The sequence below is a fragment of the Flavobacterium psychrotrophum genome, assembly GCF_003403075.1.
GTDB classification, from domain to species: Bacteria; Bacteroidota; Bacteroidia; order Flavobacteriales; family Flavobacteriaceae; genus Flavobacterium; species Flavobacterium psychrotrophum.
Genome location: NZ_CP031557.1, coordinates 1,722,111 through 1,736,733, shown reverse-complemented (window position 1 = coordinate 1,736,733; position 14,623 = coordinate 1,722,111). Strand labels below are relative to the sequence as shown.

Annotated in this window: 11 protein-coding genes; 5 read left to right on the top strand and 6 right to left on the bottom strand. The window is 41.2% G+C overall.

All coding sequences use genetic code 11. The features are described 5' to 3' along the window. Positions 1-16 precede the first annotated feature (16 nt). On the bottom strand, positions 17-1,252 hold the full coding sequence (gene hutI, locus DYH63_RS07575) for an imidazolonepropionase (protein ID WP_116790769.1): 1,236 nt from the start codon (positions 1,250-1,252) through the stop codon (positions 17-19). Between the two features lie 75 nt (positions 1,253-1,327). Between hutI and corA the strand changes: the two genes are divergently transcribed. The 5 genes from corA (at position 1,328) to DYH63_RS07550 (ending at position 6,605) form a co-directional block, all read left to right on the top strand. Beyond that, positions 1,328-2,410 (top strand): magnesium/cobalt transporter CorA, encoded by a 1,083-nt coding sequence (gene corA, locus DYH63_RS07570; RefSeq protein ID WP_116788230.1) that lies wholly within the window; start codon positions 1,328-1,330, stop codon positions 2,408-2,410. 2 nt (positions 2,411-2,412) lie between these two features. After that, on the top strand, positions 2,413-3,108 hold the full coding sequence (locus DYH63_RS07565; protein WP_116788229.1) for a DUF1003 domain-containing protein: 696 nt from the start codon (positions 2,413-2,415) through the stop codon (positions 3,106-3,108). Positions 3,109-3,199: 91 nt separating this feature from the next. Next, positions 3,200-4,075, top strand: a complete 876-nt coding sequence (locus DYH63_RS07560; protein WP_116788228.1) for an oxidoreductase — start codon at positions 3,200-3,202, stop codon at positions 4,073-4,075. 69 nt (positions 4,076-4,144) lie between these two features. Next, positions 4,145-4,954, top strand: a complete 810-nt coding sequence (locus tag DYH63_RS07555) for a helix-turn-helix domain-containing protein (protein WP_116788227.1) — start codon at positions 4,145-4,147, stop codon at positions 4,952-4,954. A 76-nt stretch (positions 4,955-5,030) separates the two neighbouring features. Beyond that, positions 5,031-6,605 carry a Na+/H+ antiporter gene (locus tag DYH63_RS07550; protein WP_116788226.1) on the top strand — a complete coding sequence of 525 codons (1,575 nt, stop codon included), beginning with the start codon at positions 5,031-5,033 and terminating at the stop codon, positions 6,603-6,605. Between the two features lie 81 nt (positions 6,606-6,686). On the opposite strand, the gene DYH63_RS07545 is transcribed toward DYH63_RS07550, so the two are convergent. The 5 genes from DYH63_RS07545 to DYH63_RS07525 form a co-directional block, all read right to left on the bottom strand. Continuing rightward, positions 6,687-8,849: a PepSY domain-containing protein gene (locus DYH63_RS07545; RefSeq protein ID WP_116788225.1), complete on the bottom strand. Its 2,163-nt coding sequence runs from the start codon at positions 8,847-8,849 to the stop codon at positions 6,687-6,689. Positions 8,850-8,856: 7 nt separating this feature from the next. Continuing rightward, on the bottom strand, positions 8,857-9,342 hold the full coding sequence (locus DYH63_RS07540; protein ID WP_116788224.1) for a DUF2271 domain-containing protein: 486 nt from the start codon (positions 9,340-9,342) through the stop codon (positions 8,857-8,859). A gap of 2 nt (positions 9,343-9,344) precedes the next feature. Beyond that, positions 9,345-10,838, bottom strand: coding sequence for an ankyrin repeat domain-containing protein (locus tag DYH63_RS07535; protein ID WP_116788223.1), 1,494 nt, complete (start codon positions 10,836-10,838; stop codon positions 9,345-9,347). An 85-nt stretch (positions 10,839-10,923) separates the two neighbouring features. Beyond that, positions 10,924-12,186, bottom strand: a complete 1,263-nt coding sequence (locus DYH63_RS07530; RefSeq protein WP_116788222.1) for a DUF4374 domain-containing protein — start codon at positions 12,184-12,186, stop codon at positions 10,924-10,926. A 3-nt stretch (positions 12,187-12,189) separates the two neighbouring features. Beyond that, complete coding sequence (locus tag DYH63_RS07525) at positions 12,190-14,604, bottom strand: TonB-dependent receptor (protein ID WP_116788221.1); 2,415 nt, start codon at positions 14,602-14,604, stop codon at positions 12,190-12,192. Positions 14,605-14,623: the final 19 nt, after the last annotated feature.

Here is a 14,623-nt window from a genome sequence, read left to right as displayed (position 1 = left end):
TTTGGGTGGCATTTTTTTATACTTTTTTTCCTGCTATGATTACAGTATCAATTAAGTTTGTACCAAATGAATAGGGTAGCTCGTAATAAGAATTTACCGGTTTGGTAATAATTACACTTGCAGCTTTACCGGTAGTAATGCTGCCATGTGTATGGCTCAGACCCATTGCATAGGCTCCGTTTATAGTAGCGGCATTAATAGCTTCTTCGGGTGTCATCTTCATTTTTATGCAGGCTGTGGCTACAACCAGATTCATATTACCGCTTGGTGTAGTACCCGGATTATAGTCTGTTGCAATAGCCAGCGGTAAGCCTGCGTTTAGCATTTGCCTTGCAGGTGTATAAGGTATGCTTATAAAAAAGGAACAGGTTGGCAATGCCACCGGCATGGTAATGCTATTTTTTAGTGCTTCAATATCAGCATCGGTCAGCACCTCAAGATGGTCTACACTTATGGCATTATATTTTACGCAGGCAGCAATACCATCAATGGCGTTAAACTGGTTCACATGTATTTTGGCAGGCAGGCCATAGTTCAAGCCGGCTTCCATAATGCGTTCTGTCTCTTCAACAGAAAAATAACCTGTTTCGCAAAAGGCATCTATATAATCTGCCAGATTTTCCTTGGCTATAGCCGGAAGCATTTCATTTATAATAAGGTCAATATAACCTGTATGATTCTCCTTATATGCTGTAGGGAAAGCATGTGCTCCTAAAAATGTTGCTTTAACGGCTACGTTATAATTTTCGCGCAGGCGTTTTATAACACGTAACATTTTTAGTTCGCCATCTACCGTAAGCCCGTAGCCCGATTTAATTTCTATTGCCCCGGTACCCAGTCGCATTACCTCCTCAAGGCGCAGACGGCTTTGTTCATACAGTTCATCCTCAGTAGCTTCATTAAGCCTTTTTGCAGAGTTAAGTATCCCTCCGCCACGGTTGGCTATTTCTTCATAACTCAATCCGTTTATGCGGTCTACAAATTCCTGTTCGCGATTACCGGCATACACAAGATGTGTATGGCTGTCGCACCAGGTAGGTAATACGGTTTTACCAGTAGCATCTATCAATTCTGCATCAGCAACTTGTGGGCAGGTATCCATAGTTCCATAGCCTGTAATGATTTTGCCTTCAAGCAAAAGCCATGCGTTTTTTAGCGATGGTAATGTAGCCATTTCGCTCCCGCTGAGTTTAGTAATGTTAGTTTCGCGAACCTGGAGTAGTTCTTTTATATTTTTAATGAGGATAGCCATGCTTAAACTTTTGGTAAAAATAGCATCCATTTTAAAAAACTCCTATATTTATAGGATAGAAATACCACATTTTTTGTGAAAAGAATAGAATACAACAAAGTACGCAAAGTAGTGCCAAACTATTTTGAATATAACGGCGAGCATACCGACGAGCCCATAGAAATACAGCTTTTTGTTTTTGATGAAAACGGCTATGAAGAATATAATAAAGTTTCTCTGGAAAGGATTGTAAAAGAATGCACAGATGAAAAGCAGGCAGATGACATTAAATGGATTAACGTGCATGGGCTTCATAACCCTGATCTTATAAAAAATATAGGCGAACTCGTACAGGTAGAACCACTTATAATAGGCGATATACTTAACGTGCATAGGCGTACGCGTATAGAAGAGCTGGGCGATGTGTTGTTTTTCAGCATAAAATCGGTTCTGCCGGAAGAGGAGCAGGGTAGTATTAAAACAGAACAGGTTAGCTTTTTGCTGAAAGGCAATACTATAATTTCGTTTCAGGAAAAAAAGAGCGACTATTTTACCCACATACGCGAGCGTATTCGTACGGGTACAGGTATTGTTCGAAAAAAGAAGAACGATTACCTGCTCTACCTTATGCTGGATGCCATTATGGAGAACTTCTTTATAACCATAGAGCGTTATGAAACCCGTATTGCCAAACTGGCCGATATGGCACGTCAAAACTGTAAAGAAAATATTATTGAAGATATAGAGAAGACCAAAGACAACCTTGTATATCTTAAGCGTGCTATAGCCCCGCTACGTGATGCCCTGCTTAGCCTTAAGAGCGATCGCGATGAAGACGAGTACGAAACTATTCGCAAGACTACGCATACCTACTTTGCCCGCCTGCACCAAAAATGTCTTGAAATGCTGGACCAAACGGATTATGACCTTACTTCGCTGGATAGTGCCTCTAACTTTCATTATGCTGCACAGAGCCAGCGCATGAACCAGATCATGAAAACGCTCACCATATTTTCGGTTATCTTTATGCCATTAACATTTATCGTTGGGGTTTACGGTATGAACTTCGACAATATGCCGGAGTTGCATACAGAACATGGTTATTATGTGGTATGGGGCATTATGATGGTTTCTATAATTGTTATGGTTATTTATTTTAAAAAGAAAGACTGGTTTTAGACATGAAATTTACAAGTGATATATCCGGGAAAGAATTCCCGCAGCGCGAACACGTACCTGCAAATATTGTGAGGCAGCCCATTTTAGACATTATTAAGGCAGATCATCCTGAGTTTAACGAAACGTGTAGCCTGAGCATGGGTGAACTTAACCAGTACCGCGAAAAATACATAGCCGACTTTCTGCAAAAAGAAGTGGGGCAGCTTGATGACCTCGAAGCTAAAGTGCTACAGGCACTGCGGGAAAAAACTTTAGTATCTGACAATCCTGACGAGGATGACCTCAATCTTACACTGGGGCAAAAAGTTGCTGATAAAGTGGCATCCTTTGGCGGAAGCTGGACTTTTATACTTTCATTCCTTGGTTTTTTGCTGTTATGGATAGGCGCTAACGTTTTTATACTGGCCAATAAGGGGTTTGACCCATATCCGTTTATTCTGCTTAACCTTATATTGAGTTGTGTGGCGGCCTTACAGGCTCCTGTTATTATGATGAGCCAGAACCGACAGGGCGAAAAAGATCGTGAAAAGGCTGAGAATGACTATATGGTTAACCTCAAATCTGAACTTGAAATACGCCTGTTACACGAAAAGCTGGATCACCTGATACTGCACCAGGAGCAAAGCCTTATTGAAACACAAAAAGTACAGATCGATATGATGAACGATATTTTATCGCGCTTCGAAAAGAAATCCTGAACGTTATAGCAAAGTAAAGTTGAACGTTTCAACAAAATGTAAGGCGTGTTAATGCCCGAACTTTGTCTTTATAATTAAAGAATTAATTGACATGGAAAAAGTTTGGTTTATTACAGGAAGTTCACGTGGCCTTGGCCGTAGCCTTACCGAAGCGGTATTAGCCGGTGGCGATAAAGTAGTAGGCACTGCGCGTAACGTGCAACAGCTTAAAGGTTTTGAAGATTTATACCCGCAGCAGTTCCTTGCATTACAGTTAGATGTAACTGATTACAACCGCGTGTATGATGCAGTAGCAGAAGCCGTAACACATTTTGGAAGGGTTGATGTTTTGGTAAACAACGCAGGGTTTGGCATTACCGGTGCAGCAGAGGCTTTTACAGATGAGCAGGTACGCAGTCAGCTTGAAACAAACCTGTATGCTCCTATAGAAATTACGCGTGCAGTATTGCCTTACATGCGCAGGCAGGGTGGCGGACGCATATTACAAATTAGTTCTATAGGTGGCCGGGTAGGCAACGCAGGAGTAAGTATTTACCAGGCAGCAAAATTTGGCCTCAGCGGATTTACAGAATCTTTAGCAAAAGAAGTTGAAAGCTTTGGAATAAAGGTAACATCGGTAGAACCGGGAGGCTTTAGGACTGACTGGGCCGGAGACAGTATGACCTACGCTGCTGATATTGAAGGCTACGATTTAGTAAAACAACGTGCCGACTTTTTTAAAAGCGGTAGCTTTGTACCTGTTGGCGATCCTGATAAGGCTGCAAAAGTTATGATAGATTTAGCAGTGCATCCTAATCCGCCGGTACATTTAGTACTGGGTAGCGAAGCTATAGGAATGCTGCAAAACAGGGATGCAGACCGTACAGCCGAAATGGAAGCATGGCTACCTGTAAGCCTTAGCACTGACCACGATGAGGCGGAGAATTTTTTTGAAACCGAACAGGGAAAATCGTATTTAAAAAAATAATTTTTAATCGAAGCCACAAACCTGCCTAAGCAAGGCAGGTTTGTGAGATTCGTGGCAAAATTTGTATCAATGGAAAATTCAAGTATTAATAAAGTAAGCGGCGTTATCTATTCCTGCTACACGCGTATGAGCAGGGAGGGCGAAAATTTTATTCCGGAACATGTATTTACCTACATAGAATCGGGCAGCCTTGCTATTAATGACGGACGAAAGGAATACCAGCTCAAGGCGGGCGATTTTGCTTTTTACCCCAAGAATCGCCTGGCAAAATTCTCGAAGATGCCCGATGTTGATAAAGGCGAATACAAAGGACTATCGATACGGCTGGATGCAGACACGTTACTAAAAATAAAGGATAACTTTAAAGATACATCCCCGTTGTGCGATACACCAGACAGCGTTATCCCGCTAGATCCCGATCCTTTGTTTCAGAGTTTTGCGCAATCGCTCATTGCATATTTGAATAGTACAGAAGAAGTAAACTCTACACTTATTGCACTTAAGGTGCAGGAGATTGCCTTACTGCTTGCGCAAAAACGTGCCGATCTTGTTCCTGTACTGTTTGACTTTAGAGAACCCGGAAAAATAGGGCTTAAAGACTTTATGCTGCAAAATTTTAATTTTAATGTACCGCTAGAGCGGTTTGCCTATTTAACAGGACGTAGCCTTAGTACTTTTAAGCGCGATTTTGAAAAAATATTTGGCACTACACCAAGCAAATGGCTACAGCAAAAACGCTTGGAAGAAGCGCACTTTCTGATAGCACAGAAAGGTAAAAAAGCATCAGATGTATATATTGAGGTTGGTTTTGAAAACCTTTCGCATTTTTCATTCGCCTTTAAAAAAGCGTATGGCGTAGCGCCGTCGCAGTTGGTTTAGCATCTTTTTATTGTAGGGATGATTTGCAAAAGCCAAAGTTTTTGTAATATTATACACAAAACAAACACACCTCTACATGTTTCATGACTTTCCTTTTTATCTGGGGTTAATTGTAATAATATTGCTGCTTATTATGGTGGCCAATAAAGCTAAAATAGCCTATCCTGTACTATTGGTACTGGGCGGTCTGGGTATTAGTTTTATACCGGGTATCCCCGCGCTGCATATAGATTCTGAGCTTATATTCCTTATTTTCCTACCTCCGTTATTGTATGAGGCTTCGTGGGCCATATCATGGAAAGAGCTATGGAAATGGAGGCGCATTATCACCAGTTTTGCTTTCCTGGTCGTGTTTTTTACGGCAATATCAGTAGCTTTTGTGGCTAACTATTTTATTCCAGGGTTTTCATTAGCATTAGGATTTCTGTTGGGCGGCATTGTTTCGCCACCGGATGCTGTTAGTGCCGGAGCCATACTCAAGTTTGTAAAAGTGCCAAAACGTTTTTCATCCATTTTGGAAGGAGAAAGCCTTTTAAACGATGCTTCATCACTAATCATATTCCGTTTTGCAATGATAGCCGTTGCAACCGGCCAGTTTGTATGGCATGAGGCGGCACTTAGCTTTGTATGGATGGTTATAGGTGGTGTGGCCATTGGTGTTGCTGTAGGCTATATTATAATGAAATTGCACCGTTTACTGCCTACAGATGCTAATGCCGATATTGTGCTCGATGTTATTACTCCTTATGCAATTTATATAGCAGCTGAAGAGGTACACAGTTCTGGTGTGCTTGCCGTAGTAAGCGGCGGGTTATTGTTATCTACACACAGGCTTGGTTATTTAAGCAGCAGTTCAAGGCTGCGGGGCATAAACGTTTGGGAAAGCCTGAGTTTTGTGCTAAACGGGCTGGTGTTTATGTTCATTGGGCTGGACCTGCCGGAAATTACTGCCGGGTTAGAAGACCAGGGGCTTTGGACTGCCACAGGATACGGGCTACTTGTAACGCTTGTGCTAATTGTGGCCCGTTTCATATCGGCATATATGGCAGTAGTAGTTACATTAATAATGCGTAATTTTATTACCGTTGCAGATGCAAGGCATCCGGGGTATAAGGTGCCTATGCTATTGGGGTGGGCAGGTATGCGTGGCGTGGTATCTTTAGCTGCGGCGTTATCTATCCCGGTGCAGTTAGATGATGGTACCCAGTTTCCGGAGCGTAACCTGATACTCTACATTACTTTTATAGTAATACTAACTACCTTGTTGTTACAAGGACTTACACTGCCGTTGATGATACAGAAGATCAAAATTCCGGATCCAGATTTTATAATGCCTGAAGAGGAGTTGTATAATAAGATAAGGCGTAAGCTTAATTATTATGCGCTGGAACAAATGAGGGCAGATTATAGTAAGGAAATGGATGAACACCCTGTTTTATATCAAATGGCTTGTAAATGGGAAGATACAGGACAGTTAGGCGATACAACAGCTATTATGGCAGATGAGGCAAAGGAGGTATATCGTGATATACTGGAACGCCAACGCAAATGGCTAACTACTAAAAACAGGGAGCAGAATATCGACGAAGAAATTGTACGCAAGCACTTGTTATACCTTGATATTGAAGAAGAAAAACTGAACCTGCTTTAAAGATAAACCCCGTAACAAACATATTTTGTTACGGGGTTTATCTTTGAGCTTATGATACAATCGTAATCAGTAAACTGAACATTAATAACAATCAGCCAGGATTTGGTTTTTAGCCTTATAAAAGTCAAGGCTTTCATTATTCATATTCTGGCAAATAGTATTCAGAGCAGCCTCTACGTCAAGCTGCATGGCTATAGAACCACAAATCATTATTGTGCCTCCCTGTGCCAATAGTGTGGCAAGCTTATGGGTATCGTTAGCAACTAAATCGGTAACATAGCAATTATTACCTTCACGTGAATACGCAACCTTGAAATCGGTAAGGTGTTTCTTTTTAATCTGGTGATCAGCAAAAGCAATATAACCCTTTGTGATAACTGTTTCTTTGCGGAATCCTGCATACAAATAGCTATTGGTCTTTCTTTTATTTTGTGCTGCCATTCCCAGAAACGGAGCAATGCCCGTTCCGTTAGAAATCATGGCAACAGCAGGAGATTTAACAGGATAATGAAAAGCGTGATTATCTACCATGCGTGCTTTAAAGGCTATATTCGGCTTAAGTTTATTAAGATAAGAAGAACCAAGCCCGTGCTCATGTAGTTTTACTACAAGCAGTATGTTACCATCAACCTTTCCTATAGAATACAGTCGCTCTGTGCCATCGTTATTAGGATAAATGGCAAACAGGTCGCCGGAAGTAAATGTAGTAAGCCTCTTCGGTTTTATGGTAAGCATAAAGGTTTGGTCGTCACTGCTTACCGTTGTTTTTTCAACAACCGTAAATTTTTGAAGCCCTTTTGGTTTCTTGTTGTATAGGGCAGGAGTAGTGGCAAGTGGTATGCCTGTAGCATCTGCCCAGGTTTTTGTCCATGCAGCAAATGCTACCGCAGATTTATCGTTTATGGTATATAACGGAACAATAGGGTTTGCCCAGCTTTGCGTAGTAAGCAAATTGTCGACCTCCTTTGCGAATGCACAAAAATCAGGATATGCAGTTGACCCAAAACCTACTACTGCCGTATTTATAGTATGTGGCTGAGGATGTTTTTTAATCAGTTGTATTAGCTTTTTTCCATTTGAAGACGCTTCACCTAATCCGTGTGTAGCTGTAAGTATGATGATATACTTTGCTTTAGGAAAAACGGTGTAATTGTTCAGCTCTGTAAGGTGTGCTTTTTTATTTTGATCCAGCAGTTGTTTTAATACAGCATTAGCAAACCGGAGTGTACTACCGTTCTCTGAACCTGCGAGCAGTATATATTCGCTTTCCGCAGCTTTAAATGTATTTCTGATCCTGGACGAACGCCTTTTTAAGGTCATTGTAAATCCGGAGTAGATGAAAAACAATATATTGAGCGAAGCCAGCCCCAGTACCACCGCCCAAATTATACTACTACGCCCGGTATGCAGATCAAGGCTAAGGGTTTCTATTACCGTTGTAAAAGGGTATTGGGTTTCACTAAGCACTTTACCGGCCTGGTCAGCAGTAAGCTCACGGTCTTTGAGCTTTAGCATGTAATATTCTTCCGGATCGTCAGAGAACGGAAATTCAATCTTGTCGACTTCTGAAAAATAGGTCGATTTAAAAATGAAACTCGTGTTTTGCCTATCCTTTATTTCTGCATTTTCTTTAGGAAAAACGTTGAAACGCGCTAATGAAAGGTATGTTCCCGTAAGGGAAATAATGAGGATAGGAATTAAAGCTATTCTTCCGGTAAATACATGATAGTACTGTGAAAAACTGTCTTTTACAATTTTAGAAAAGAAACGGCGCAAGCCCTGTTGGCGTTTTAAAATAAGTACAAGCCCTGAGACAGAGATAAGGAATAGCAGAAATGCGTTAATGCCCACAAAAATTCGGCCGGCATCATGTAGGAACAAAGATCTGTGGAACGAAGTAACCCACTGGATGAACTCATTTTTTTTAATAGGTTTGCCCAGTACTTTACCTGTTTTAATATCTATATATGCATCTACATCATTACCATCGGCATCGGTGCCCTGCAGTTTTACAAAGCCATTGTGGTTTACTTCTATTTCTATAATTTCAGGATATACCTTTCGCAGTTGTGGGAGTGCTTCTGCAACAGTAATGCCGTCAAGGTCGTGCAATGCAAATGGCGGTATTTTCTCCTGTATGGCATTTACAGCCAGTACAGCACCTGTTAACGATGTCAGTACTAAAAACATGGACGAAAATACCGCCAGTGCTAAATGTGCATACCTCCAGATGGATAGCGTCATTATATAACTATTGTACCTTACTGAATTTTACATACCTTATATACCCTGTACCTTCTGATTTTTCAGTAAGGCCTTCGGTAGTCAATGGTATTTCAAGGTCGGTTACATTGTATTTCTGGTCTTCAACCGCCGATTCAAAACGTAGTTTATAGCCTTTGTTTAGCTTGGCATCCTCAATTTCGAAAGTGGTTACGCTACGGTCGCCGCCTGTTACCGATGCACCTGTAATGGCACTAAGGTTTTGTGGCTTTTTAGCGTAAAACTTATACCACTCTTTAAGGCTGTTGTACCATTTTTTATCATCGCCCATTACATAAAGTGTTTTTTCATATTCACCTTTAGGGTTAATAAGCGATACCACCACATAAGCGCCATCGCCCATGTAATTAGACATTTGCAGAAGGCATTTATACTTTGTATTTTGTGCGGTAGCCTGCACTGAAAAAAGGCAGATAAATAGTGCCGCAAGCGAAATTTTAAGGATGTGTTTCATGATTATTTAAGAAAATCTACAGATACATTGTTTTTAGTCAGGAACTCGTTTTCCTTAGCCAGGTTGTACGGTGTTTCGTCAAACTCAGTCTTAATATCTTTTTTAGCCCCTACAGAAAGAAGATACTTTAAAATAGTATCGTCCTTAGATACCATTGCCGCTTTGTGCAGTGCTGTTAATCCTTCTTTGTTTTTAGTATTAACATCGATATTTAAAGCTGAAAGATTCTTTAAAAGCGTAATGTCGTTCTTAATCACGGCAACGTGAAATAGCGTGCTTCCGTCTTTTTGGGTGCCGGCAAAGTTAAAGCCTTTTGCTTGTAATACTTTAAGCTTGTCTCCAAAATCGTCTTTAGCCTCGCCGCCACGGCCCGGTTGTTGCGGCCTGTACGACTGTACTAAATAATAAGCAAGGTTGTTACCATCTTTATCTGCCACGTTCAGGTCTGCACCCTTATCTAAAAGAAATCCCACCATCTCAGGAGATCCGCTTTTTACAGCCTGTATAAGTGCCGATTCTCCTTTTGCATTCACTGCATTTATATTTTTAACTTTAGGCAATAAAAGCGCTGTAACGGCTACATCTTTACCGGATGCGGCATTGATTAAAACAGTATTGCCCTCATAGTCTGCCTTGTTTGCATCTACACCCTTATCCAGGAAATATTTAATGATGTCTGCCTGGTTTTGTTTGCGCACGATAAAGTGCAGTACATTTTCGCCATCAGTACTTACAACGGTAGGTTTTATTTTTAAGTCCTCTACCAGATATTTGTAAACTTCTATGGTGTTAGCCGTGCGACGAGTACCCTGAGCAGCAAAAATAAGTGCATTGTCGTTAAACTTAACACCCTTTTTAAGCAAGGTTTTAAGCAGCTCTACATTACCTGTTTTTGCAGCATAGTTAAATGCTGTATTACCATTGGTATCTGTATCTTTAAGAGATAAGCCTTTTGTAGCAAAATAAGTTGCCAGCGTCAGGTCTTTATCATTAGGCATAGCCATTAGCAACAGGTTTGCACCATCTTTATACTTTTTTTTTGGGTCAAGTCCCGCTTTAAAAAAAAGGTCGTAAACTGCTGTGTTTGTTTGTCCGTTTCCGGTAGCAAAAGCAAGTGGGGTAGTAGCATGGCTATCGTCAAGATTAATATCAGACCCTTTTTTAATAAGGTAGTCTACCACATCTGCATTACCTTTATTAGCCGCCCAGTGCAGGTAAATACGTCCGTCGTGCGTAGGCTTGCTTATACCGTTGCCGGGTTGCTCTACAAGTAATTTTATGGTTTCTAACGATGCACCGTTATTTATTGCCATAGTAGTGGCATCAAAAGCCATCGGGTTCATCTCGGTGGCACTGTTACCTTTAGCAATTTCTGCTTTTACAGCTGCTACATCGGGGTTTGCTTTCCAGAAAGCCTGATCAAGCAATGTGTTTTTTTGTTGTGCATTTGCACCAAACGCTGCCAGTATGAACGACAGGAATACTATTTTTTTCATATTAAATGTTGTCTAAAAAAGGGATAACAAGGCAGTCAAAGATATGAACTGCCCTGTTATTGTAAAAACCCAAAATTACTAAATATTAATAAGCTAAACGTGCCAGGGCAGAAACTCCTTCAGCTTCTATTACAAGGCCTGCTTTTGCTACAGCTGTAGCAGGATCTATAACATATACTGTAGGGCGTGCACTGTCTGTAGTTACAGGAAAATACATTTTTCCGTTGTGAGCAAATGGCCATCCTGTTCCGGTAATATTGCCTTTTGCAGGGAAACCTGTAGTTACCCATTTAAAGTCTTTGGTTCCCATTCTTACTACTGCATACTGCGTAGCGGCGCTGCTTATGTTTAACGTTTCATACTGCTCGTTGTAGTACTCTAGCAGGAAATAATCGTCTGTAATGTGCCATACTTTACGGAAACGGTAACCACCAGAGGCCGTTTCAAGATCCCAGTAATATGAGTCAAATGTGCTCGCACCTGAAGGGATTCTTACCACGCCTGCATTTTTTGTAGATGTGGCATCATAAGCACCTGAAAAGACATACACATTGTTATTATCATCGCTGTCTATCTGAGAATAGTAAGCAGAACGGTAACGTCCGGCTGAGTAGCTAATGCGATCGTCTTTAAAAGAGCGTACAACATTAAAATTCTGGTCGAGTTCAAAAACCCAACACTCATCAGGGTTGCCCACGGTAGCGGTAGTACTGCCACCTGAGCCTGTAACACCATGAGAGAATATACCTGCTGTAAGGAAGGTACCGTTACCACGGTCTACAACGCCCGATAGTGTAGCACTTTCTTTTACACCATAATACTCTATACCACCATTTAGGCCTGTTGTAGAAAGATATTTTGTAGAAACGCCATTACCGTTTGTCTGGTCTATAAGATAGGCAATAGCACCCGTAGTACCATCTGTAAGGGTTTGCCCACTACGTGCTGCCACTATGTAGTTACCAAAAGAACCCCAGGTACCGTAGCCTTTTTCAAGCTGAAATTCGTTTCCTGTTTTTTGTATTACACCTTCGCTGTTAAGGCTGTATGACATACCTATAGAAGGGTCGCCCTGGCGGTATTGCATGGCAGTTACAGAACGCTCTCCGTTAGCTACAAATGCTGTAAATGCATAAGGCTCTTCAATAGCGCTGCCGTTACCTACTATGGTTGCCGTACCTGACTCCAGGTCGTTTACAGACAGCATATAGGTAAAATCTCCCTGTGTAGCCGCTACAAAATAGTTGCCCTGAGATGCATTACCTCCTGTAGTATCATCGCTACAGCCTGCAAGGGTTAATAGGGCCAGGGCCAAAGCCCATACTCCTGTGTATTTCACTTTTTTCATCAGTTAGTTATTTATTTGATTAGTATTATTTCGTTTTTGCATAAAGAAGTAGCGCAGTTTGATCGAAAAACTCCTGCCCGGTTTTTGCAGGGCGTAGTTGTCATACAGTTTTTCATCTGTAATGTTGCGGGCTTCAAGGGCGATATTATATTTACCTCCGGCAGAAGAGAAGGTTACATTAAGGTCGTGCGAAATTTGCTGTGGCAGGTCGAGCTTATTATTGGCTGTTGCCAGGTTAGGCCAGTTAAGAAATATCCTATCGATAAAATTTAAGTGGTAGCCGGCACTCAGCACATTGCCTTTTCCAAAAAAGTCGTGCATATAATAAGTAGCATCTGCATTACCAAAGAAGTACGGAACATTTGGTATCCTTACATTATAAGACAGGCTTTCCATCATATTGCCGGAACTCGAAGCCTGAAAGCGTTCTTTATCGCGCAAGTTCTGGCAGGTAACGTTACCACCTATGGTAAATTTATTTTTGTAGTAATAGCGCAATTCAGCATCAACACCTGTATTATGTACAGTACCGTGGTTTGTAGAATAACCTGTACCAAGGCGCTGCTCTGTAAGGCGGCGGATGTAATCCTGGGTGTCACGGTAAAACAGGTTAACATCGGCGTATATAGAACTGTTTTCTGAAATCTTTTTATTCAGCGTAGCCCCCAGGTTATAGTTCATAGAATTTTCAGCTTCTATAGAAGCATTGCCGGTTTCCAGCACTTCATCGCCAAAAAGTTCATTTTCGGTAGGCAGGCGGTAGGCTTTTTCTACTGATGCCTTAAGCTGTATATCTTTAAGAAAATATGTTGTAGCCACACCATAGCCAGTAGTGTTATAAGTTTTCTTTACTTCGGTAAAAGCGGTGTGTGCAAGGTCGCCGTTGTTTACAGGGCCTATAACTTTTTGGTTATAGTTTTTACCAAAAGCATCTATATTCCATTTTTCGCTAAAGCGATAGCGGTATGATGCCCCTAAAACATTCTTCTGGCTTATGCGGCGCATATTATCATAGGTTACACCTAACTCGGCAGATGTAACGTTAACCTCGTTTTTTCTTTCATAACCTGTAACAACATCATTTATAGAGATGGAGTGCTTATCGTTAATGCGGTAATTTAGGTTAGCGGTTGATGAGTAATTATCATTCAGGAAGTTAGTAAGCCCTGATACTCCAGATTCGCCTACAGATCCCGTTTCGCGATACTGTCCGTACCAGTTATACTGGCGGCTTGCTTTATCAAAGTTTTCATTTTTGTTGCGGTTATAGTTTGCCGTAAGGCGAAACGTAAGCCCTTTAGTAAACAGGTTCTTTTTTTCGTAGCTAAGCGATGGCATAAAGGTATTGGCCGTGCGGTATTTTTGGCCATACACTATCTTCATCAGGTTAGCAGTTTGTATATCGGCATATTCCTGGCCTACTGTAATGCCTATTAAAAAGCGGTCTGCCCACCATTTGTTTACAAATCCGGCTTTTACAACCCCGGTTTCATTATGATACGTATCGTTAAAACGCCTTACCCATTTATTTTTAATGGAATATTCCTGTGTGTTAATATCCATTATCTCTTTAATGAATACCCTGTAATCATTGTCTGAGTAATTTTGGAATGCGTTAACCTGTACCGTAAAGCCTGATTTAGAAGTATAGCCTACGTTAAGGTTTGTTTTATGGGTGTTGAACGAACCGAAAGAATATGAGGCATCTACATAAGTATTGGCACTCTGGTTGGTTACAATATTAATGGCTCCACCCAAAGCATCCCCACCAAATTCTACAGGTACTACGCCCTTATATACTTCAATACGGTCTGCAATACCAACGGGTATATTATTTAGCTGAAATGCCGAACCAAATCCCTGCATGGGCACACCATCCATAAAAAGCTTAATGTGCCTGCCTGTAAAACCGTTAAGGGATATAGACATATCAGAGCCTACACCACCTGTTTCCCTTATTTTTACACCCGATGCCTTATCAAGCAGATGGGCAAGGTCCAGGGTGGTGTTGTACATCGATTTGGCATCAAGTGCTACTACATTAAAAGGCGTTTCTCTTATACGTTGTATGGCGCTTTTTCCATTTATAGCAACTTCTTCAAGTTCTGTAGGTGTACTAAGCTTTAAGGGTAGGCTTATTTCTTTTTTTTCGTTTGCGCTAAGGCTTACCTCTATGGTTTCGTCGGCATATCCCACACCTGAAAAACGTATGGTGTATTTACCCTCGGGCAAGGTGAGGCTATAGTGCCCGGCTGCATCGGTTTCGGTAGTGTATTTTGTTTGTTCTGCAAATACTAAAACGCCCTGTACCGGAATACCGTTGTTGGTAAGCGTACCATGAATATTGCTGCCGGACTGTGAAAATGCTGTTGCAGTAAATACAATAAAAATAAAAGTTTGTAGTAAAATTTGTTTCATTATTGGTTGCTTATCCTGT